At 37.6% G+C, this 21,524-nt stretch carries 21 protein-coding genes; 2 read left to right on the top strand and 19 right to left on the bottom strand.

Annotated elements, in window-relative coordinates; translation table 11 throughout:
* Window positions 1-88: 88 nt before the first annotated feature.
* The 16 genes from rfbB to miaA form a co-directional block, all read right to left on the bottom strand.
* Window positions 89-1,138 (bottom strand): dTDP-glucose 4,6-dehydratase, encoded by a 1,050-nt coding sequence (gene rfbB / locus B4D49_RS03175; protein WP_003064218.1) that lies wholly within the window; start codon window positions 1,136-1,138, stop codon window positions 89-91.
* 225 nt (window positions 1,139-1,363) lie between these two features.
* Window positions 1,364-1,957, bottom strand: coding sequence for a dTDP-4-dehydrorhamnose 3,5-epimerase family protein (locus B4D49_RS03180; RefSeq protein WP_074482011.1), 594 nt, complete (start codon window positions 1,955-1,957; stop codon window positions 1,364-1,366).
* Window positions 1,957-2,826, bottom strand: a complete 870-nt coding sequence (gene rfbA, locus B4D49_RS03185) for a glucose-1-phosphate thymidylyltransferase RfbA (RefSeq protein WP_074482010.1) — start codon at window positions 2,824-2,826, stop codon at window positions 1,957-1,959. Before rfbA ends, B4D49_RS03180 begins: the two co-directional genes overlap by 1 nt.
* A 263-nt stretch (window positions 2,827-3,089) precedes the next feature.
* The gene (locus B4D49_RS03190; protein ID WP_132869650.1) at window positions 3,090-3,878 is read right to left on the bottom strand and encodes a Nif3-like dinuclear metal center hexameric protein; all 789 of its coding nucleotides are present in this window, start codon (window positions 3,876-3,878) and stop codon (window positions 3,090-3,092) included.
* Complete coding sequence (locus B4D49_RS03195; protein WP_132869649.1) at window positions 3,865-4,551, bottom strand: tRNA (adenine(22)-N(1))-methyltransferase; 687 nt, start codon at window positions 4,549-4,551, stop codon at window positions 3,865-3,867. Before B4D49_RS03195 ends, B4D49_RS03190 begins: the two co-directional genes overlap by 14 nt.
* Before the next feature lie 91 nt (window positions 4,552-4,642).
* Window positions 4,643-5,293 (bottom strand): endonuclease III, encoded by a 651-nt coding sequence (gene nth / locus B4D49_RS03200; RefSeq protein ID WP_132869648.1) that lies wholly within the window; start codon window positions 5,291-5,293, stop codon window positions 4,643-4,645.
* On the bottom strand, window positions 5,293-5,967 hold the full coding sequence (locus B4D49_RS03205) for a DnaD domain-containing protein (protein ID WP_132869647.1): 675 nt from the start codon (window positions 5,965-5,967) through the stop codon (window positions 5,293-5,295). Before B4D49_RS03205 ends, nth begins: the two co-directional genes overlap by 1 nt.
* 82 nt (window positions 5,968-6,049) lie before the next feature.
* On the bottom strand, window positions 6,050-6,994 hold the full coding sequence (gene metA / locus B4D49_RS03210) for a homoserine O-acetyltransferase MetA (protein ID WP_132869646.1): 945 nt from the start codon (window positions 6,992-6,994) through the stop codon (window positions 6,050-6,052).
* Window positions 6,995-7,101: 107 nt separating this feature from the next.
* A complete protein-coding gene (locus tag B4D49_RS03215; RefSeq protein ID WP_132869645.1) occupies window positions 7,102-7,620 on the bottom strand; it encodes an adenine phosphoribosyltransferase in 519 nt (172 codons plus the stop codon).
* A gap of 102 nt (window positions 7,621-7,722) precedes the next feature.
* On the bottom strand, window positions 7,723-8,700 hold the full coding sequence (gene bsh, locus B4D49_RS03220) for a choloylglycine hydrolase (RefSeq protein ID WP_199544285.1): 978 nt from the start codon (window positions 8,698-8,700) through the stop codon (window positions 7,723-7,725).
* 172 nt (window positions 8,701-8,872) lie between these two features.
* Window positions 8,873-11,077, bottom strand: a complete 2,205-nt coding sequence (recJ, locus tag B4D49_RS03225) for a single-stranded-DNA-specific exonuclease RecJ (protein WP_286783155.1) — start codon at window positions 11,075-11,077, stop codon at window positions 8,873-8,875.
* Window positions 11,078-11,112: 35 nt separating this feature from the next.
* Window positions 11,113-11,871, bottom strand: coding sequence for an SDR family NAD(P)-dependent oxidoreductase (locus B4D49_RS03230; RefSeq protein ID WP_132869623.1), 759 nt, complete (start codon window positions 11,869-11,871; stop codon window positions 11,113-11,115).
* Window positions 11,868-12,797 carry a ribonuclease Z gene (gene rnz / locus B4D49_RS03235; protein ID WP_286783156.1) on the bottom strand — a complete coding sequence of 310 codons (930 nt, stop codon included), beginning with the start codon at window positions 12,795-12,797 and terminating at the stop codon, window positions 11,868-11,870. Before rnz ends, B4D49_RS03230 begins: the two co-directional genes overlap by 4 nt.
* A gap of 37 nt (window positions 12,798-12,834) precedes the next feature.
* Window positions 12,835-13,476 (bottom strand): cystathionine beta-lyase, encoded by a 642-nt coding sequence (locus B4D49_RS03240; protein ID WP_286783157.1) that lies wholly within the window; start codon window positions 13,474-13,476, stop codon window positions 12,835-12,837.
* Complete coding sequence (hflX, locus tag B4D49_RS03245; protein WP_286783158.1) at window positions 13,469-14,707, bottom strand: GTPase HflX; 1,239 nt, start codon at window positions 14,705-14,707, stop codon at window positions 13,469-13,471. The genes B4D49_RS03240 and hflX overlap by 8 nt, the downstream gene beginning before the upstream one ends.
* Window positions 14,708-14,791: 84 nt before the next feature.
* Window positions 14,792-15,691 (bottom strand): tRNA (adenosine(37)-N6)-dimethylallyltransferase MiaA, encoded by a 900-nt coding sequence (gene miaA / locus B4D49_RS03250; RefSeq protein WP_286783159.1) that lies wholly within the window; start codon window positions 15,689-15,691, stop codon window positions 14,792-14,794.
* 186 nt (window positions 15,692-15,877) lie between these two features.
* On the opposite strand from miaA, the gene B4D49_RS03255 reads away from it, so the two are divergent.
* Window positions 15,878-16,054 carry a DUF3042 family protein gene (locus B4D49_RS03255; RefSeq protein WP_074481996.1) on the top strand — a complete coding sequence of 59 codons (177 nt, stop codon included), beginning with the start codon at window positions 15,878-15,880 and terminating at the stop codon, window positions 16,052-16,054.
* 72 nt (window positions 16,055-16,126) lie between these two features.
* On the opposite strand, the gene B4D49_RS03260 is transcribed toward B4D49_RS03255, so the two are convergent.
* Window positions 16,127-16,861 (bottom strand): PHP domain-containing protein, encoded by a 735-nt coding sequence (locus tag B4D49_RS03260; protein ID WP_286783160.1) that lies wholly within the window; start codon window positions 16,859-16,861, stop codon window positions 16,127-16,129.
* A 25-nt stretch (window positions 16,862-16,886) separates the two neighbouring features.
* On the bottom strand, window positions 16,887-17,327 hold the full coding sequence (locus tag B4D49_RS03265; RefSeq protein WP_199544552.1) for a cytidine deaminase family protein: 441 nt from the start codon (window positions 17,325-17,327) through the stop codon (window positions 16,887-16,889).
* Between the two features lie 183 nt (window positions 17,328-17,510).
* On the opposite strand from B4D49_RS03265, the gene B4D49_RS03270 reads away from it, so the two are divergent.
* On the top strand, window positions 17,511-18,656 hold the full coding sequence (locus tag B4D49_RS03270; RefSeq protein ID WP_074481993.1) for a cobalamin-independent methionine synthase II family protein: 1,146 nt from the start codon (window positions 17,511-17,513) through the stop codon (window positions 18,654-18,656).
* Between the two features lie 97 nt (window positions 18,657-18,753).
* Here the strand turns inward: B4D49_RS03270 and addA are convergent.
* On the bottom strand, window positions 18,754-21,524 hold a 2,771-nt coding region (addA, locus tag B4D49_RS03275), incomplete at its 5' end, for a helicase-exonuclease AddAB subunit AddA (protein ID WP_286783161.1).

The following is a 21,524-nucleotide window of genomic DNA, read 5'->3' on the forward strand; positions in this document are numbered from 1 at the left end:
CCCTTACGTTGCCCCCGAAAATGCCCCTTATACACAAAAAAAAGCCTGTCGTACAAGCTGTAACCCTTGATACGATAGGCTTTTCTAATTATTTATCAAGAACTTTTTGTGTTTTAGCGTAGTTAGCTTCAACAGCTTCTTTTTCAGCTTTCCACCAATCTTGGTTATCTGTGTACCATTTGATTGTTGCTTCAAGTCCTTCTTCAAAGTTTGTGAATTGAGGTTTCCAACCAAGTTCTTCACGAAGTTTAGTTGAATCAATAGCGTAACGAAGGTCGTGACCAGCACGGTCTGTTACGTGGTCATAAGCATCTTTGGGTTGACCCATTTTTTCAAGGATAAGTTCAAGAACTTCTTTGTTGTTCTTTTCACCATCAGCACCGATAAGGTAAGTTTCACCGATGCGTCCTTTAGTCAAGATAGCCCAAACACCAGTTGAGTGGTCGTTTGTGTGAATCCAGTCACGAACGTTTTTACCGTCACCGTAAAGTTTTGGTTTAATTCCTGACAAAATGTTTGTGATTTGACGAGGAATGAATTTTTCGATGTGTTGGTATGGTCCATAGTTGTTAGAGCAGTTAGAAATAGTTGCTTTAACGCCAAATGAACGTACCCAAGCTTTAACAATCAAATCTGATGCAGCTTTTGTTGATGAATAAGGTGAACTTGGATTGTATTTTGTTTCAGCAGTGAATTTTTCACCTGGTCCTTCACCATGTCCTGGAAGGTCTTCACGAAGTGGAAGGTCTCCGTAAACTTCGTCAGTTGATACGTGGTGGAAACGAATATCGTATTTACGAGCTGCTTCCAAAAGTGTGTACGTTCCAACAAAGTTTGTTTGGATGAATGGGCTTGGATCTTTCAATGAGTTATCGTTGTGGCTTTCAGCAGCGTAGTGAACGATAGCATCAGCTTTAGCAGCTAATTTATCGACCAATTCAGCATCTGCAATGTCACCAACAACCAACTCAACACGGTCACCAAGGATTTCTTCTAAGTTTGCACGGTTACCAGCGTATGTTAATTTATCAAGAACGGTAACGTGTACATCTGGGTGGTTATTGTAAACATAGTGTACGAAGTTTGAACCGATGAAACCTGCACCACCGGTTACAATGATATTTTTGTATTCAGACATCTTTTAAATTTCTCCGAAATTTTATTTATTTTTGATACTCGACTTATGTGGTGCGGACGGCAGCGACTTCCTACGGAATTCCATGCCTAAATTTTGAGCAAAAAGTCTCAAAATTTCCGGTGAAATCTTAATAATATCAGATTTCACTTTCACCACTGCGTCAACTATCGTTTAAAGCTCGTTTCGCTCGTTATTTAAATAACAAGTCTTATTTTAAACGCTTTATCACAAATCTTCTTTGCTTAATGGTTTAACATCTTTAAGCATTGGGTGATTTTTATCTGCTTCAGAAACTTCTGCTGCTTCCAAGTTTTCCCATTTGATTCCAAGAGTTGGGTCAGCATAGTTTACAAAAGCGTATTTTGGTTTAAGTTCAAGTGCCCAGTAATCGTTAACCAAGTAGCTGTATGATACTTTATCAGACAATACTTGGAAACCATTAGCGACACCACGTGGGACAAAGATACCTTTTGAAGCATCGATAACAGTTTGGTATACATGACCAAAGCTGTCACCTTCACGCAAGTCAACCCATGAACCTAGGACTTTACCTTCATCAGCAACTGAAATGTATTTATCCCATGGTTCAGCATGAAGTCCACGCAAAACATTTTTATGTGAAAAGCTGACGTTATTTTGCAATTTTCCTTCTGCAAAGAATGATTCCGGGAAACCAAGTGGAAGCATTTTTTCTTTTTGGAAGTTTTCTTTAAACCATCCACGGTTGTCACCATGAACTGGGATATCGAATTCGATCATCCCTGGGATAGCTTCGATTTTACGTGCTGCTAATTCTTTACCAAAAAACTGTTCTGTCATTAGTCTTCTCCAATCAAACGGAGCAAGTATTTTCCGTATTCGTTTTTCTTAAGTGGTTGTGCAAGGTTATACACATCTTCTTTTGTGATGTAACCCATGCGGTAAGCAATTTCTTCCAAGTTTGCTACTTGAAGGTTTTGCATACGTTGTACTGTTTCAATATATTGAGCTGCTTCAAGAAGGCTTTCGTGTGTTCCTGTATCAAGCCATGCAAATCCACGACCCATAACTTCTACAGAAAGATCGCCACGTTCAAGATAAGCTTTGTTTACATCTGTGATTTCAAGTTCACCACGTGCACTTGGTTTGATGTTTTTAGCAATTTCTACAACATCGTTATCGTAGAAATAAAGACCTGTTACAGCGTAGTGTGATTTGGGATGTTCTGGTTTCTCTTCGATTGAGATGGCGTTGAAATCTTCGTCGAATTCAACAACACCAAAACGTTCTGGATCTTTTACTTGATAACCAAAGACAGTAGCACCTTTTTCTTTGCTAGCTGCTTTTTGAAGCATTTTACTTAGACCTGCTCCATGGTAAATGTTATCTCCCAATACAAGAGCAACATTGTCATCTCCGATAAATTCTTCACCGATGATAAAGGCTTGTGCCAATCCATCTGGGCTTGGTTGAACGGCGTAAGAAAGTGAAATACCAAATTCTGAACCGTCTCCAAGTAGTTCTTCAAAACGATGAATATCAGTTGGTGTTGAGATAATCAAGATGTCTCGGATACCAGCCAACATCAATGTTGATAGTGGATAATAAATCATTGGTTTATCATACACTGGCATAAGTTGTTTTGAAGCCGCACGAGTCAAAGGATACAAACGTGTTCCTGATCCTCCTGCAAGAATAATACCTTTCATAGTTAGGTCTCCCTCTTTATTATTAAATATCAATATTAACTATCAGAAACTATTTTATCATTTTTTGCAAATGCTGTCACTAAATTTCCTGATTTTACAAGGGTTTAACAAAATTTACTGACAAATGTCAGCAAAAATTTCAAAATACTGACGAACTGCTAAAAATATGATAACTGATATAGCCTTATTTTCTAAGCCTAACCTCAAAAAAAACTGAAGGAAGTTATCCATGCTGGATTCTTCTCCTCAGCCTTAGCTATTTTTTATAAGTGATAAAAAGGATTTGTTTGTGCTTTGCTAGCTAGAAAATCAACCGACCATTGATTTTCCTTCTTCCAATCATTGAATTTTTCAAGTAGTTTATCTACCATGAGCACTTCGATATGGTGCCCCGGATCAATGGCTAACATGCCATTTGTAATCATTTCTTGAGCAGTATGGTAATAAATATCACCCGTAATATAGACTTGAGCTCCTTTTGCCATTGCATCTCGATAGAAACCTTGACCGCTACCACCGCAAATAGCAACACGCTTGATCAGTTTATCCTGATTGCCATAAGCGACCAAACGAACACTATCCAATTGGAAGCTTTCTTTAACTTTAAGAGCAAATTCTGAGAAAGTTTGCTCCTTAATATTTCCAACGCGACCAATGCCGTAACCATCAGCTGTTGGACTTAAAATCTCAGTATCAGTAATTTCCAAAAGGTCACAGAACCAATCATTTAGACCATCAGGGACAATGTCAATATTTGTATGACTCACATAAACGGCAATATCGTGTTTGACCAAGTCAAGGTAAATCTGATTTTGAGGCGTCGCCACAAGATCTTTAAGCGGACGAAAAATTGGTGCGTGTTTGACAATAATCAAATCAACTTGCTTCTCAATAGCTTCAGCAACTGTTGTTTCTCGCACATCTAGAGCAATCATCACGCGCTTAACTTCTTTATCAAGCGTTCCGATTTGTAAGCCAGAAATGTCCCCATCCATTGAAAGCTCGCGTGGGCAATAAGCTTCATAGCGGGCAATAATATCACTTGCCTTCATTGATAGCCTCCTTGATAGCTGTCATTTTTTGTGAAATAGCTGCGCGGTCATCAACACGATTTTCTGGAACATGAGGAAGAGCAATTTCCAATTTTTTCAGTTCTCGTTGCCAACGTGCTTTAAAAACTTCTGATTTTTCTTGGTTCAAGAAAGGTCCAAAACGCAAGTCAGTCGCAGAAAGCTCCATTTGACCGTGCTCAACAACCATGATTTCATAGAACTTATCATTTTCAGTCATGATTTGTTCAGTAATCAATTTAAAGCCATTGTTCATCAACCATGCACGGAGTTCATCTTCACGGTTATTGGGTTGCAAAATAAGACGATCAACAGATGCTAATTTATCAGCGCCTGCAGCTAAAATATCTGCAATTAAGCCTCCACCCATACCACAAATCGTAATAGTTGTCACTTGGTCTGACGCTTCAAATGCTGCCAAACCATCAGCCAAACGGACAGCAATTTTATCGGCCAATCCTGCTCCAGCAACATTATGAAGAGCTGATTCGTATGGTCCTTTGACAACCTCACCAGCAATGGCAAAATCAATTTTCCCATTCTCCATCAAAGCAATCGGCAAGTAAGCATGGTCACTTCCGACATCTAGTAAGCGAGCTCCTTGTGGCACAAATTCAGCCACAGCAGCCAAACGCTGAGATAATACTGTTTGCATAATTCTTCCTTCTAAAATATCATTCTCTTCAATTATATCAAAAACAACTTCTCCTTACAAAAGCATAACAAAAGCAACTCAGGTGAGCTGCTTAGTTGTTTTTCACATTGTCTTTATAATACTTACAATAAGTTTGAACGGGGCAAATATCACATTTGGGCTTCTTAGCTAAACAATGATAACGTCCAAAGAAAATCAAGCGATGGTGTGTCAAAATCCAATCTTTCTTAGGAATTTTCTTCATCAAATCCTGCTCAATTTCTTTAACATCAGCATCTGGTCCTGAAATATTAAGACGTTTAGCAATGCGAGATACATGCGTGTCTACTGCAATCGACGGAATACCATAAACTTCTGCCAAGACAACATTAGCAGTCTTGCGTCCAACTCCAGGCAAAGTTTCAAGCTCTTTATGAGTCTTAGGAACTTGTCCATCAAAATCTTGTAAAATGGCTCTTGCCGTCTTGATAATATTTCTAGCTTTATTTTTATAGAGCCCAATTGTACGAAGACACTCTTCAACATCAGCTAGATTAGCCTTAGCCAGATCTTCAATTTCAGGATAATGTCTCCAAAGATTTGGCGTTACCTTATTAACAGCTTTATCGGTGGTCTGAGCAGACAAAATCACCGCAATAAGTAGTTGAAAAGGCGTTTGCCACTCCAACTCCCCACGCGCTTCAGGATACATATCACCAATAATAGCTAAGATTTTCTTTAAACGATCACGTCCAACTCTCATTAGTCACTCCACAAATCCATCGCTGCCAAAAAGTCATCTGAAACAGAAACCTTGCCAGCTTTTGAATCTTCATGTTCTTTGCGACGTTCCTCAACTTGACGCATTGTTGTAATACCTTCTCGACGCCAGTTACGTAAAATAGCATTAATGTAATTCCAGCTTGTTTTACCATTAAAGACTGCTTCACGAAGAGCTGCACGTACTAAATCAGGATCTGTTTTATCCTCACGGATTGTTTTTTGCAAGTCTTCTAATTCAAACGGACTAAGCATTCGTCCCAATTCGCGTTCAAAATCTTCAACAAGTTCTTTTACTGGATTCGAAGACTGTTTTTCAGGTGCTTGTTTTGGTTCATCTAACAACTTATCCAAAAGGGCTAAAACAGGACTGGCATCAAAAATCACTTCAATCTCACTGCCAAGCTCAATAGTTTTCATATCAAGCAAACCTTGTGCAGTCAAATCGGAAATAGAGCGATTAACCTCTGCGACTGTTTTATCTAAAGCGCTAGCAATTTGACTAGGCGCCAAATCATCCATTTTAGTTGTATTTTGCAGGTAAATAAACTGCCAAATCAAAAAATCATCAGAACACTTAAAGATGTCTTTATAATGAAAGAGCAAAGCGCTCGGTAATACAAGATTACCTGATTTGTAATTTTCTAAATAACTCATAATATTATTCCTAAAAGATTATCACATCTATAAAATTATACCTGACAAAGATTAAACAAGATCAAACAAGCAAGTCACTGAATCACAAATAACCGTAAAACCAAGGTTCCTTTTCCAACTCTTCTAGCTGGTAAGGTGTCTCTTGGTAAACAGCATAATTAATCCAATTGCTAAAGAAAGTTGTTGCAGCCAAGTTCCATTGCATTGGAACCTCTTGGTTTGGATCATCATTTAAATAGTAATGCGCTGGAACATTAGGATTTTTTCCTACTTTAACATCACGTTTATACTCACGATCCAAAGTTTCACGATCATATTCCAAATGTCCAAAACTATAGACTTCACGTAAATCTTTGCTAGCTACAATGGATAACCCAACTGTCGGCCCTTCTGCGATAACTTCTAGTCTATCAACCTTATCAACATCCTCATGTCTAACTTCAGTGTATCTTGAATGTGGTGCCATGAAACAATCATCAAAGCCACGAACAATCGGATTAGAAGGTTGTTTGACAGTTTGTGAAAAGATACCTGACAGTTTTTCCTCTAGCAAAACTTTTTTAATACCATATTTGTAGTAAAGCCCTGCTTGTGCTCCCCAACATAGGTGCAATGTTGAATAAACATGGGATTTGGCCCAATCAAAGATTTGGCATAATTCTTCCCAATAATCCACTTCTTCGTAAGCCAATGTTTCAACTGGCGCACCAGTAATAATCAGGCCATCATAATATTTATGCTTGACATCGTCAAAAGTTTTATAGAAGGTTTCTAGATGCTCAGCCGTTGTATTCTTCGACTCATGGCTGGTCATATAAAGAAATTCAACATTGATTTGCAAAGGTGTATTAGCTAAAAGACGCAAAAGTTGCATCTCTGTCACTTCTTTAGTCGGCATAAGATTGACGATGAGAAAATCCATCGGTCTAATATCCTGATGTTTTGCTCGTTTATTATCCATGATGAAGACATTCTCTTTGCGCAAAATGTCTAAGGCCGGTAATTCTTTATCAAGTTTTATTGGCATGAAAATATCTCCACTCTATAATATTATATTTAAGTAATATTATAAAAGATGGAGATATAGTTTTCAATTATATAATTTCTTTAAGCAGTTATAGTTTTTAACTATAATTATCCAGGGAAATTCATCAAAACTTTCGTATCATAACCTTCAAGGGCTTTACGTCCGTTTAGTCCGTCCAATTCAACAAGGAAAGCACATCCAGCAACGATACCACCAAGGCGTTCTACCATTTCGATAGTAGCTTTCACAGTACCACCTGTTGCCAAAAGGTCATCAACGATAAGGACACGTTGTCCAGGTTTAATAGCATCAGCATGCATACACAGTGTATCAATACCGTACTCTTTTTCGTAATCTGCTGAGATTACTTCACGTGGTAATTTACCAGGTTTACGAACTGGTGCGAAACCAATTCCAAGCTCGAATGCAACTGGGCAACCTACGATAAATCCGCGAGCCTCAGGACCAACAATCATGTCGATCTTTTTGTCAGTAGCATACTGTACAATTTCGCGAACAGCATAGCTATAAGCATTTCCATCTGCCATCAAAGGAGAAATATCACGGAAAGTGATTCCTTCTTTAGGATAGTTTTCAATTGTAGCGATATAATTTTTTAAATCCATTTTCTTCTTTCTATGGGCTTTTTGCCAAAAAATGTTTTACATTTCATTATAGCATATTTTTTGGAAAAAGGAACAGAATTTAGAAGATAAATTTTATAAAACTCAATTTTGATAATTTACTTGCCATTCTTTAACTAGTGGATAAGTCACTAGCTTACTGTCATCCAAATTTTCTTTATGCATATCTACTGCAGTGATTTGTGAGTTATCATAAGTTGTGTAGTAGTAAATTCCCTTATCAGCATTGATACATGAACTGTAAATAGTGTATTCGTATTTACCACTCTCATCCACATAACACAATCCCTTTTGTTGTTCAACTGATTTCAAGATATGGAAGAATTGATTGACACTACTTGATTCACTATCTTCTGCGACTGAGTTTAATTTAGTAAATGCCACTTTAACATAGCGTGACATTGATGACAAATCACCAGGCAAACCTAACCCTCCCATTCCTCGACTATAGGTATCTAATTGAATTTCTGTAGAGAAAAGATTGTCGGAAACTTTTGGTGAAAGGTGACGGTAGTTGTTCAAGTTAAACAATTGTTTATCAAAAGTTGGATTATTAGTCAAAACACCAGTTGGATTGTCATAAACCTTGAGTCCACTTGCTACTGATTCCAACACAATAGCTTCTTGACGGTCTGCAATCAACCAGTGCAGAGGACTTGGTTGAAAATCCGCACTAAATGCTTCATTAGTGACATTAAGATTTTGACAAAGTTCTTTAACTTGTGCAACAGAATCACACTGAGATAAAAGCCATGGAATCAATTCAAAGGAAGCAACATTATCTTTACCTTTTGCTACTTCTTTATAGTCAGCATTTTCAGGGAAATTCAACCCTGCCATACCAACTCCTTTTTCATTAACAGCTTCATAAAAAAGCGGATAATCGGCCACCACAGTTGCCATACCAATCATAGCATAGTGAGCATCATTTTCTCCTTGATGCTTGAATGAAAATGGGTAATTTCTAGGACAAACGGTCACCGTTTCATTGTATGAAAAATCCAAATCAAGATTACGTCCAAAGTAACTATCTTTAGTTGTATAAGTAATCGCAGTACACATAAGAAACCTCCTTATTACAAGAAAAAATTCAATAAGCCATTTAAATTTTTTGTAGCAAATAATTCCTACATAATCTCATTATAATTCTGTTTCAATAGAAAAACAAATATTTAGCGAGCGCTTACTATGTGTAATAAAAAACTATGATAAGTTAAAGCTTATCATAGTTTTCTTAATTCTCATCCATCAACCAATCGTAAATTTCTTGTGGAGTGCCTAAAGCCATTAATTCTTGGTACTTCACTTCTTTCTTAAGTTGTTGATAGATTTGGCTATCTGAAATGCTACGTTTTTGAGCATCTTTATTTACGACCATAACGCCGTCATTGATGGTTACAAAATCAAGTTCATCAAAGATTTGAATCATTTTCACCAAAAGAATATCTGGGATATTGAGATATTGGCTTAGCTCTTTTAATTTATATCGTACGTCAAATTCTGGGAATTGGTAAATGGTTTTATACAATTTAGCAAATTGTTCACGTGTTCCATAACCTGTCAAATAATAGGCGCGTTTGATGTGATTTTTAAAGTACACAGCATCAAATTGGCGTCCCACAAAAAGCGATTTGAGTTCATCAGCATTCTCTGGAATATCTAAAACAACGACTTCACTAGCGCTGGTATCTTGACTCAAAACAGGCACACGTTCTGGAAGGCTCGCATTTTTTGAACGAATATCAATTAGTTGAATACCATCTACACGAGCATCTTCTAACATCAACTGGACAGTTGTCTGACCATTCCATTTGTTTATAGATAAGGTTACTGCTAGGCAAAGATTTTGCGCTTGTTGAAATTCCTGTACTAAATGTCCCTGATTGAAAGCAACAAGATCAACATTTGTTGAGCCTTGAGCAATTTTTAGCTTCAAATGAGCCCCGTTTTGCCCCATAGTACGTGCTTGTTTGACTACAAAATCCTTAATTTCAAAGACAGGTTTAGCATTATCCATTCCAAACGGTGCAATTTTCTCAAGACTTTTGACAGTATCTAAATCAATTTCTGAAAGTTCCAGCACTTCATCAATGACCAAAGTCTTTTTCTGAGACAAATCAATGTCGTTTTCAGCGATATAATCACATAGAACTTGTGACAATTGTTCAAGATTTTCAACTGGCAAGGTCATACCAGCTGCACCAGCATGTCCACCAAAAGCCTTAAACAAATCTCGATGTTCATCAAGAGCATGGAAAATATTGATAGCTTCAATACTTCTTGCTGAACCCTTTGCCATACCATCTTCAATGTTTAAGACAATAACTGGCTGAGCAATGTGCTCCAAAATACGACCAGCGACAATCCCTAGAACACCTGGATGCCAACCTTCTTTAGCTAAAACTTGAACTGGCTTATCTAAATCAACCATACTCATCGCTTCATCGTAAATTTTTTGAACGATTTCTTTACGCTCTTCGTTTTTGGCATTAATCATTTGAGCAATGCTAAGAGCTTCCTTGTCATCAAATCCAGTCAATAATTCAACAGCTGGATTAGGATCATCGAGGCGACCTAACGCATTTAGTTGAGGAGCGATTTTGAAACCAACGGTTTCTTCGTTAACATCTGAAATTTCAATATCAGATACCCTCATTAACTCCATTAAACCGATGCGTTCTGTCTGTTTGAGCATTTCAAGACCAACTTTAACCATAATTCGGTTTTCATCCGTTAAGCTGACCATATCAGCAATGGTTCCAATTGCTACCAAATCTAACATTTCAGTTGGAATTGACTCAAGCAAGGCGCAAGCCACTTTGAAAGCCACCCCACAGCCAGCTAAGTATTTAAAAGGATAGTTAGCATCTGGATGTTCGGGATGCACAATAGCAAAAGCATCTGGAAGCTCTGCGGGAAGGCCATGGTGGTCAGTTACAATGACATCAACTCCTTGGCTTTGTGCATAGCTAATCGCCTCATGCCCAGCAACACCATTGTCCACCGTGATAATCAAAGAAACCTGTTGCTGTTCAATAAAGTATTTGTAAACAGATTCGTTTGGTCCATAGCCGTCAACGAAACGATTTGGGAGATAAACTTGGGCTTCAGCTCCTAGCATTTCAAGAGCTTCTTTCATAATGCTAGCACTTGTCATGCCATCGGCATCATAGTCACCATAAACCAAAATTTGTTCGTAATTCTCAATCGCTTGACGGATACGAGCAACCGCCTTATCCATATCATGTAAAAGATATGGGTCATGCAGTTGAGATAAATCATTTGATATAAATTGTGTTAGTTTTTCTTCATTATCAACCCCTCGGCTATAGAGAATCTTACTAGCTAAGGCAGTGATATTTTCCTTTTTTGTCAGTTCAAAAAAGCCATCATCTGGCTCTTTTTCAATATTTTTCCATTGGTATTTACTTGTTATCATTCACTTCTCACTTCTTACGTAGAATTGAAAGTTAGTTATTTGTAATTAAAAACTCTTCGCGCTAAGAAATCTGTAATTTTCGGGAAAAGTGTGTAGAACTTGTGAGCTGCTGCCATTGACAAGGGCATATTCACTTCTCGCTTATTTTTACCTAAGATAGCGACTGTACGTCTAGCCACTTCTTCAGGTTGTAAAACAAAACGTCCAACACTTTTTAGATATTCTCCAGATGGGTCTGCTTTATCAAAAAATGTTGTTGCAATAGGCCCTGGATTAATCGTTGTCACGTAGACCTTGCTACCAGCTAATTCCAAACGAAGAGCGTTTGAAAAGCCAATCACAGCAAATTTTGTCGCAGAATAAACAGATGATTTGGCTGACGCAATCAAACCAGCGATGCTAGCAATATTAACGATATGCCCGTGACCAGCCTCTTTCATCTTGTGCCCAACCAAACGTGAAAATGTCATCGTAGCAAAAGTATTGATATCAAACATGTCACGAATTTGAGCAGTCGTGTAGGCATCAAACTCACTGAAATCACCATAACCAGCATTATTAATAAAGACATCAATATGACCGTGTTCTGCATACAGTTTTTCAACCATCTCAAAAATAGCCAGATCACTTGTCATATCTAGTTCATAACAAGCTGTATTTGGACGACTTGCATAACATTTTTTAAGTTTTTCAGCACTGCGTCCTAAAGCAATAACAAAATCTTCAGCTGGTAACTGTTTAACAATTTCCTGAGCAAGTCCACCGCTTGCTCCCGTAATAGCAATTATTCTCATAAGCTAATTTCTTCCAAATCTTTAACCAAGTGTGTATTTTCAAAGATTGCTTGTGCATCGTTTTCAATCTGCTTGCATTCACGTCCCAAGAAACGTGCACTAACGTGATTGAGTAAAAGCATTTTAGCTGATGCTTCTTTAGCAATTTGAGCCGCTTGAGTTCCTGTTGAGTGTCCATGTTTACGAGCAATTTTTTCATCACCCTTACCATAAGTTGACTCATGAACTAGGATATCAGCTCCTAAACCAAGACGGACACTAGCATCAGTCTTACGAGTATCACCTAAAATAGTAATGACTTTCCCTTTTTTCGGTGCTGAAATGTAATCTTTAGCGATGATTTTTGTGCCATCTTCTAAAACAACATCTTGACCGCTCTTAATTTTTCCAAATAATGGACCGAATGGCACACCAGCAGCCTTCAAAGCTTCTGCATCAAGCGTTCCTTCCAAGTCTTTTTGCATCACACGGTAGCCAATACAGAAAATAGTATGATCAAGTTTTTCAGCATAAACCACAAATTTATCAGTTTCCATGATTTTGCCCAGACTGTTTTCGTCAAATTCATGAAAATGAATACGGTATGGCAAACGAGCACCTGACAAACGCAAACTGCTCAAAACGTATGAACGAATACCAACAGGACCATAAATATCAAGGTCTGTTTGTTCTTCATTTGCTTGGAAAGCACGACTTGCCAAAAATCCAGGAAGACCAAAAATATGGTCACCATGCAAGTGCGTGATAAAAATGCGTTTCACTTTACGAGGACGAATTGTCGTCTCTAAAATCTGACGTTGAGTTCCTTCGCCACAGTCAAACATCCAAACTTCGTTAATTTCGTCAAGCAACTTTAACACTAAACTTGACACATTACGTAACTTTGAGGGCTGACCCGCTCCTGTTCCCAAAAATTGTAATTCCATATATACCTATAAAAACCGAGGTTTTTAATTATCCTTCCTAATGCGATACTTTTACATAAGCGATAAATTCACGTTGATCAAACGTGTAATAAACTTGCCCTTGATAATGAGCTAGCAAGTCTGACAATTCATCGCGATTAAAACTTTTTAGCTTAACCATATTTCCTTTTAATTTTGAAACATGGCTGAGCAGACTATTTTCTGGCGTTAGGTCTTCTAGCTCTTGATCATCAAAAGTTATTTTTGACATTTTGATATTTCCTTCTTCAACATAAATCTTATATTGAGGAAAAACCTGTGCCAATTCAAACAAGACATCAGTCGTCAAGGCCTCATTCTTTTCAGAAAAAACGCGAGCGACTTCTTTGTCATTTTCATAGGTAAAACCATATGATTTTCCTGATAAATTCAAGCGAATAAACGGTTTATGTTCATCAAAAGAAGGTTTATCATTTAACAAATGCAATTCTTTTGACAATTCAAAATAATAATCCGTTGCTGCTTGCGGAGATTGCTTTTGATACATTTCTGCAAAATAAGCATTGATAACACTTGGAGGTGGCGTGATAAAACTTAGTTTTTGTCCATCAGTTAAACCTTCTAAAGTATTTTGCAAATACACTTTATCTAGTGATGTAAAACCACCATATTTTAAAGCTAAGCTTATATAATCAGTCATAGAATTCTTCTAGTCTCCATTTATTTTTAGGATTGATGTAACCTGTAATTGTTTCATATTCTTCTGCAAAATCATAACGGTCAAGCAGAGCCATTTTATTCAAATCGTAAAGCTTGTAAGCTTGACTTTGGTGAACACGAATACTAAAGGGTTCAAAAATCTCACGAATTTCATTGATAATCAAACGACGTAACAGTGAACGAGCTTCTTTATCACGCGCTGAAATACGCACATTTGGAAAAGCTGTCGCTGCAAAATGCTCAGCAACATCCATTTTGTTATAAACAGCTAAACGTGGAATGTCCAACATATCTAACTCTTTTAACAAATTCAAAACCACTTTTTCGTGTTCAGCATGATTTGGATCACTAGCATCAATCACATGCAAAAGTAAATCAACGCGACGACTTTCCTCTAACGTTGATTTAAAGGCAGCAACCAATTCTGTCGGTAAATTTTGAATAAAACCAACAGTATCCGTCAACGTCACCTGAAATTGATTTTGCAGGTAAATTTGCTTGGTTGTGGCATCCAAAGTCGCAAATAACTCATCAGCCTCATACTGCTTATCATTTGTTAACACATTCATAATAGTTGATTTACCAGCGTTGGTGTAACCGATGAGTCCGATTTTAAAGACTTGAGACTCTGTTCGTTTTTCGCGCCCAGTCTCGCGATTTTTTTCAACCACTTTTAATTGACGTTCAATGTCTGCAATTTGATTGCGGATAGAACGACGATTAAGCTCCAATTGACTTTCACCTGGTCCACGACTACCAATTCCACCTGCTTGTCGGCTAAGCATAACCCCTTGTCCGACAAGGCGAGGTAACATATATTTGAGTTGAGCCAGATGAACTTGCAATTTACCTTCATGACTGCGAGCGCGCATGGCAAAAATATCCAAAATTAACTGCATGCGATCAATCACTTTAACACCAAGTTCTGATTCTAAATTAACATTTTGACGTGGAGTCAAACGGTCATTAACAATGACAGTATCAATCTCATCAGCGTCAACAATCGCCTTGATTTCAGCTAATTTTCCTGAACCAATCAATGATTTACTATCATATTTTTCACGTTTTTGACGATATGAAGAGATTACCTCAGCTCCTGCTGTCTTAGCTAGAGAAGCCAGTTCTTCCATAGACATTTCAAAGTTTTCTGTATCTGGCAGTTCAACTCCTAGTAAAATCACGCGCTCTTGATGTTCGCTTGTTTCAATCATGTACTCACCCCTTTTCTTAATTAATCCGTAAAACCCATTATATCATAAATTCTTTTCAAAAGTGAAAGGGAGCGTTTTACTCCCTTACATTTTCTTTTCATTTAAAAAACAGTCAACATCGGCACTTACTTTTGCTTTAAAATCCGCTTCTGAAACATTATAAAATCGAACCACCATACGGTTTCTAAACCATGTTAATTGGCGCTTAGCAAAGCGACGTGTGTTTTGTTTTAATTTTTCAACGCAAGCTTCAAGTGTTTCTTCTCCTGCAAAATACGGGAAAAGCTCTTTATAGCCAATAGCTCGTGCCGCTTGAACATCACGGTAATGATCAAAAAGCCATTTAGCCTCATCCAAAACACCATTTTCAACCATGAGGTCAACACGCTGATTAATGCGATCATACAGAACCTGACGATCATCATTTAAGCCAATCAAAAAAGCATCATAGTTGGTTTCTTTATTTTGCAAATCTTGTCCAAACTTAGCTAACTCCAAGGCACGAATGGCACGACGGCGGTTGATTTGAGGAATCTCGATCTTCTGCTCTGCTATTTTTTCAAAAAGCTCTTCATCACTTAACAAATCCAATTCTTTTCGGTAAGCGAGGACTTTTTCTTGGTCAATCTCACCGCCTAAATGATAACCTTCTAGCAAACTTTGAAGATAAAGTCCAGTTCCTCCAACAATGATAGGCAACTTACCTCGACTAACAATATCATCGATAGCAGCTTTGGCTTCTGTCACAAAGTCATAAACAGAATAAGTTTCATCAACATCACGCACATCAATTAAGTGGTGAGGAGCTGCTGCCTGTTCTTCAGGCGTTGCCTTTGCCGTTCCAATATCTAAATGACGGTAGACTTGCTGACTATCACCGCTGATAATCTCTCCGTTAAATTGTTTTGCTAACTCAATTCCAAGAGCTGTTTTTCCAACAGCCGTTGGTCCTACCACGGCTAGCAATTTTATTTTTTTTGACATCTATTTTTTATCCGTCCTAAGCCTGATTTTTTTAGTAAATATAACGTTTTCACTTGAATTTTTAGGCAATTTTCGTTACCATTATTATAACATAAGGTGGTAGGACAAGAAAACAAATCCTACTGCTGTAAAAGAGTATAAAAGTTCTTTATACTCCCTGTTCTTATCAGTGAGGAGGAATTTATTATGGCTAAAAAATTTGCATTTGCTAAAGGTCTTGCTACTGGTGTTGTAGCCACAGCTGCTACTGTTGCTGGTGCTATTTTCGCAGTTAAGAAAAAAATCATCGATCCTGAAGAAGAAAAAGCTGCTTTCATTCAAGAAAATCGTAAAAAAGCAGCCCGCAAACGTATTTCTCACTAATTGTTAAATAAAAAGTCCCTTGAGCTTTATGCTCAGGGGATTTTTTGTTAAAAATTAAACCTAATAGAGATTTTATAAAATCTCCCACTCTTCAATGCCAAATTCATCTAGTAAGTCTTGGATTTTATCAAAGGCTAGTCGAAAATGTTCCAACTTGTGACCATCAGAACCAATCGAATACTTATGACAGCCTAGGTCTTTGACTAAACCTAAAGCATAACGATAAAGGTCTTCTTTACCATACAAGTACATTGACTTACTATTAAGTTCAAAGGCTAAATCATAATCAATCATCTTTTGGAAAATACGTTTTAATTGTGGCTCGTAAGCTTTTAAGTCATCAACAGTCAAATCAAAAATACGAAAACCATAGTCAAAGTGAGCTAAAACATCAGCCTCCACACGACCAATGGCATATTCTAATTTGTCCAGATACTCTTGAATAATGGTATCCTTATCCATATCAGCCACTTCGTCATCAAGATAGTCATTAGTTCCATTATGGTGAACAGACAAAAGTTTCAAATCAAACTCCTTATCTGCCAAAAAGGCTAAAATGTCTGCTTCACGCGGTTGGTAATAACCAATTTCAATACCTTTTTTAATGCGGTTACCATACTTTTTATTGAGCTCAGCAATTTCTTGTGAATAAGCTTGATAATCTGGAATGTCATCTTGTTTAGTATAAGGATTTGACAAATCATAGTGCTCAGTTGTCACAATATCACCACTATAATGGTCTAAATAGTCTTCAAACTGTGCATCTGAATCGTAAGAAAAATGTGTATGTAAGTGATTATCTCGCATCCTCAACCTCGCTGTATTTATATTATTAGTCTAAATCATCAATGCCTGCTGCCATACGTTCTTCACCCCACCATAATGGCATAAGTTCCCCCAAAGTGATGGTTTCACGCTTTTCATAGTCCAGCATAAATTCCAAATCTTTGTTTTTAGGCGACAATTGCATCAAAAATTCACGGCAAGCACCACAAGGCATCCCTGAACCTTCACCATAAGGCGGCTTATCCCGAAATGCAATAATACGTTTGATGGTGGTTTGACCCGATTGTTGAAACATATTGAAGGCAGCTGCACGTTCAGCACACAAGTGAAAAACACCTGATGTTGCTTCAAAGCAGTATCCCGTAAAAATCTGACCATCTTCAGCCTCAATTGCTGCGACAACATGATTTGAATAGATAAAAGGTGTCACATAATGAGGATTAAAGTCCTTTTTAGCTGCTTCATACAATTTTTCCCAAATATCCATCACAAATCTCCTTTTAAATCATCTGTATTTTCTTAGTATATCAAATTTTCAGTTAATTAGACAGAAATTTTGAAAAATTTAGTTATAGTTTAAAACTATACATAGTCCTAAAAAAATAACTATTTTTCAAAATGGAAAAGCTCAGCTACAATAGAAATCACAAAAACAAATGAGGTACATAACATGGCTAAATCAAAATTTCAACTAGTTGGGTCTCTTCTACGCCCAGCTGACTTACGTGAATACAAAACAGCCATCGAACATCGTGATGATATCAAATACCCATTCTACGATGCTTTTGATGGCTATAAAGAAACTGAAACAGCTGATATTAAAAAAGTTATCGCTGAAGAAAAAGCAAACGGCATTGATGTCTTAACCGATGGTGAATATTCAAAATCTATGTGGCACCTTGACTTTGTCTGGGGTCTTAAAGGAATTGAACGCTACATTGCTGACCATGGTTACACATTCCAAGACCACGATGGTGGACACTTTGAAACACGTAAAGATATCGGTATCCGTATCACTGAACCACTTTCAGGTAAAAACCACCACTTCCTTGATATCTATAAACTAGTTAAAGAAGAAGCTGGCGATACTGATACTAAACTAACAATTTGGGGACCTGCACACGCATATACAGAATTCACTGTCTTCAATAAACTTGCTGGCGAAGATCAAGTTTATAAAACAAACGAAGAACTTAAAGCTGGTCTTATCAATGCCTACAAAGAATTCTTGAAAGAATACAAAGAAGTCGGTGGTGAAATTATCCAATTTGACGACTGTCTTTGGGAACTTTTTGATGAATCAAACCCTGCTGGATTCTTCGCTGAAGGAAACAGCGCCCTTGCTGATCTTGCTGATGAATTTATCGCAGTTAATAACGAAGTTGCTGACTACGGACACGAACTTGGTTTGAAAGTTTGGACTCATAACTGCCGCGGTAACTACGAAAGCCGTTCTGCTGCTGGTGGTACTTATGAAGCTATCGCTACAAAATTCTTGAAAGACCAACACTATGACCGTTTCTTCCTTGAATGGGATAGTGAAGTAGCTGGTGATCTTAAAGCTCTTGAAAGCTTGAAAGATAAAGACGCTGAAGTTGTTCTTGGACTCCTTTCAAGTAAAACAACTGACCTTGATGATGAAGAACGTGCTCTTAAAATGCTTGAAGAAGCTAGTCACATCATCCCTAAAGATCGTCTTTTCCTTTCTCATCAATGTGGTTTTGCCTCATGTGATTCAGGAAATGAATTGGCTATCCCACAACAATGGGCTAAAATCAAACAAGGGCAAGAAATTGCTGCCAAATTCTGGAACTAATTCGTCCAACTCATCTTTATTTTTTTCAATATACAATAATACAATATACTATACTAAAAGCGACCGCAAGCACAATGCTTACGGTCACTTTTTTATGTTACAGTTTTACAACTTCTAAACGTTCTCCACCAAGTAAAACAAGGTATTTATCAACTTGTTCAATATGATATGACTTGCTAAGAGCCTCAGCATATAATGCCATTTGCCCTTGATAACGTTCCTTGATTTCTTGGCTATTTGTGTATTTATCAGTTTTATAATCCAAAAGAATGATACGATCTTCTAGAACTAGATAAGCATCGACAATCCCACGGACAACGAAGTTTTCGCCACTTTCAAGGTCTTCTTTTAACATGGCAAAAGGCGCTTCACGATAAATCTTATCGACATTTTCTTGAATCAACTGACCAAGTTCAGAGGTTTCAAAGAAATCTAAAACATTTTCAAGATGAATGCGTGATTTCACCTCATCATCAGCTGAGACCTGTGTCAAAGCCGTCGTAATGTCCTCTAAAGTCACTTGAGAAGACAAGGCAATGCGCTGCATGAGTTCGTGCATGGCAGAACCAATCGCCGTTGCTTCTACTTTTGCTTTCTTTGAAAAATCTGGAAGCTCAAATGTTGGTTTAACCTGATAAGCTTTTGTCATGATGTCAACACCATCAGCATCCATAACCGGCTCATAGAGTTTTTTAACTTGACTCGGTGTTCTCAAACTTGGAAGATTAATCGCTGCTTGATACTTAGCATTTAGCTTTTCAACAGCCTCTAACCTATCCAAAGCTTCAATAATATCTTCAGACTGACGGTTATCTTTCAAATCATCTGGTGTGATAGCTGACTTGACTTCAATCTGACCCATCTTTTCCTCGGTAAGATCATCATCTGTGACAAATTCAACCCTAAACGGCAAGTTCTTGTATGCTTCATGAATAGCTAGCATCCAATCTTGAAAAGTCATAAAGGCTTCTCGTTCTGCTACCGGTAGGTGGTTATTTTCGGATTTGCCGCTGTATTTATCAACCAGTTTTTCAGAGCTAGCTTTACCAACCAGATAAAGTTTCTTTTCTGCACGCGTCATGGCAACATAGAAAAGTCGCATTTGCTCAGACAAAGTCGCTAAGCGAAGCTCACGTTTATTGAGTTGATAAGGTAGCGTATCCATACTAACTTTAACAGTTGGAAAAGCATCGGTATCCAATTCCTCTTTCATGTCTGCTAGGTATTTGATACCGGCACCATTTTGACGTGACAAAATCAAAGGTGACATCATATCTTGAATGCTGAATTTCTTATCAAGATTCAAAATAAAGACATACTTAAACTCAAGACCTTTACTTTTATGGATGGTCATCAAATTAACCGCATGCTTAGGAAGTGCCACTTCAACATCAGCAAGGTCGTTTTCGCTTTCAAGAACCTTGTCAATCATGCGAATAAAGCGTGATAGACCTTTAAAGCCTGTCTTTTCAAAATTATTGGCACGAAGTGCTAGGGCATATAAGTTAGCTTGACGCTGTTCAGCACGTGGTAAATTCCCCACATAATCATAATAAAAACGCTCATTATAAATCTTCCAGATTAAATCATATAGCGAATGCCATTTGGCAAAATCACGCCACTTGCTAAAGCAAGTCATGAAATCTTTTAATTTTTCACGTAAAGCTGGTGTTACCAATTCTGCATGCTGACCTTGATTAGCTAAAGCATATTTCAATTTTTGGTACAAATTAGCTTTGTGCTCATCTTCTATCGTTTGAAGTGCCAGACGAGCAAGGTCATCTTCGTTGAAAGAAAACATCGGTGAGCGCATAAGAGCTACCAAAGCATAGTCATTGAGCGGATTATCCAATGTTCTAAGCGTATCAAGCATCACCATTACTTCAACTGATTTGAGGTAATTTTGCTCACCGCCATCAGTTACCAAAGGGATACCATAATGCTCAAAGGTCTGTAAAATGCTATCATTACGTGTGCGTGATGATACTAACAAGGTAATATCTTCAAAGGCAACATCTTCCTCATTATGCAAACGAATGATTTCTTTAGCCACCAATTTCACTTCATTGGGATTGATTTGGTCATCTTCAGCATTTTCTGGTAAATCGCTACTATCATCAGTATCGTAAATCAGAACCTGAGTCTCATTTTCTGGATGAACTTCTTTTTGTGCGGAGCTACCAGCCACCAATTGATGCATGCCATCATACAAAATTTCCCCAACAGCTTCGTCCATTAAATGTGTGAAAACACTATTTGTTGCATCTAAAACCTCTGATTGACTACGGAAATTTTCTTTCAGCAAAATCAGTTGCCCGTGTTCAGGATGTTCTTGGAAATCCTTGAATTTTTGGTTAAAAATTTGTGGATCAGCCTGGCGAAAACGATAAATCGATTGCTTAATATCCCCCACCATGAAACGATTATGACCGTTTGATAATAATTCAAGCATACGTTCTTGCGTGTGGTTATTATCTTGGTACTCATCGACCATGACTTCATGATATTTTTCTTGATATAGTTCTCGAATATCAGGGTTTTCTTCCAAAATTTGAATAGCAAAATGCGCAATATCTGAAAACTCAAAAGCATTTTCTTGAATTTTAGCTTGCAAATACTGCTCTGAGAAATCTTGCATAAATGCTTGCAGAAGCTCTAACAGTGGTAGACTTTCCGATTGATAGTTGAAGATTGTTTCTAAATGCTTCAATCCAGTCAAACGACCTTGGAGAGTCTTGAAAATTGGATATTTTACCCCTACAACTGTCACAGCTGGACTAGACGGAATCAAGTCAGCCACATCTGTCGCCAAACGACCAAGTCCATCACGCCCATAAAGCGTCTCAAAATGCATGGCCCATTCATGCA

The organism is Streptococcus sp. UBA4344, from assembly GCF_002393675.1.
Taxonomy (GTDB): Bacteria; Bacillota; Bacilli; order Lactobacillales; family Streptococcaceae; genus Streptococcus; species Streptococcus vicugnae.

What these genes read in the sequence shown, in the direction of transcription:
- B4D49_RS03180 (WP_074482011.1), bottom strand. Translation starts at nt 1,957, where the DNA reads ATGACAGAACAGTTTTTTGGTAAAGAATTAGCAGCACGTAAAATCGAA.
- B4D49_RS03195 (WP_132869649.1), bottom strand. Translation starts at nt 4,551, where the DNA reads ATGCAAACAGTATTATCTCAGCGTTTGGCTGCTGTGGCTGAATTTGTG.
- recJ (WP_286783155.1), bottom strand. Translation starts at nt 11,077, where the DNA reads ATGATAACAAGTAAATACCAATGGAAAAATATTGAAAAAGAGCCAGAT.
- rnz (WP_286783156.1), bottom strand. Translation starts at nt 12,797, where the DNA reads ATGGAATTACAATTTTTGGGAACAGGAGCGGGTCAGCCCTCAAAGTTA.
- B4D49_RS03260 (WP_286783160.1), bottom strand. Translation starts at nt 16,861, where the DNA reads ATGCGAGATAATCACTTACATACACATTTTTCTTACGATTCAGATGCA.
- hflX (WP_286783158.1), bottom strand. Translation starts at nt 14,707, where the DNA reads ATGATTGAAACAAGCGAACATCAAGAGCGCGTGATTTTACTAGGAGTT.
- nth (WP_132869648.1), bottom strand. Translation starts at nt 5,293, where the DNA reads ATGAGAGTTGGACGTGATCGTTTAAAGAAAATCTTAGCTATTATTGGT.
- B4D49_RS03230 (WP_132869623.1), bottom strand. Translation starts at nt 11,871, where the DNA reads ATGAGAATAATTGCTATTACGGGAGCAAGCGGTGGACTTGCTCAGGAA.
- rfbA (WP_074482010.1), bottom strand. Translation starts at nt 2,826, where the DNA reads ATGAAAGGTATTATTCTTGCAGGAGGATCAGGAACACGTTTGTATCCT.
- B4D49_RS03205 (WP_132869647.1), bottom strand. Translation starts at nt 5,967, where the DNA reads ATGAGTTATTTAGAAAATTACAAATCAGGTAATCTTGTATTACCGAGC.
- B4D49_RS03190 (WP_132869650.1), bottom strand. Translation starts at nt 3,878, where the DNA reads ATGAAGGCAAGTGATATTATTGCCCGCTATGAAGCTTATTGCCCACGC.
- bsh (WP_199544285.1), bottom strand. Translation starts at nt 8,700, where the DNA reads ATGTGTACTGCGATTACTTATACAACTAAAGATAGTTACTTTGGACGT.
- rfbB (WP_003064218.1), bottom strand. Translation starts at nt 1,138, where the DNA reads ATGTCTGAATACAAAAATATCATTGTAACCGGTGGTGCAGGTTTCATC.
- B4D49_RS03255 (WP_074481996.1), top strand. Translation starts at nt 15,878, where the DNA reads ATGGCTAAAAAATTTGCATTTGCTAAAGGTCTTGCTACTGGTGTTGTA.
- B4D49_RS03265 (WP_199544552.1), bottom strand. Translation starts at nt 17,327, where the DNA reads ATGGATATTTGGGAAAAATTGTATGAAGCAGCTAAAAAGGACTTTAAT.
- B4D49_RS03240 (WP_286783157.1), bottom strand. Translation starts at nt 13,476, where the DNA reads ATGACTGATTATATAAGCTTAGCTTTAAAATATGGTGGTTTTACATCA.
- miaA (WP_286783159.1), bottom strand. Translation starts at nt 15,691, where the DNA reads ATGTCAAAAAAAATAAAATTGCTAGCCGTGGTAGGACCAACGGCTGTT.
- B4D49_RS03270 (WP_074481993.1), top strand. Translation starts at nt 17,511, where the DNA reads ATGGCTAAATCAAAATTTCAACTAGTTGGGTCTCTTCTACGCCCAGCT.
- B4D49_RS03215 (WP_132869645.1), bottom strand. Translation starts at nt 7,620, where the DNA reads ATGGATTTAAAAAATTATATCGCTACAATTGAAAACTATCCTAAAGAA.
- metA (WP_132869646.1), bottom strand. Translation starts at nt 6,994, where the DNA reads ATGCCAATAAAACTTGATAAAGAATTACCGGCCTTAGACATTTTGCGC.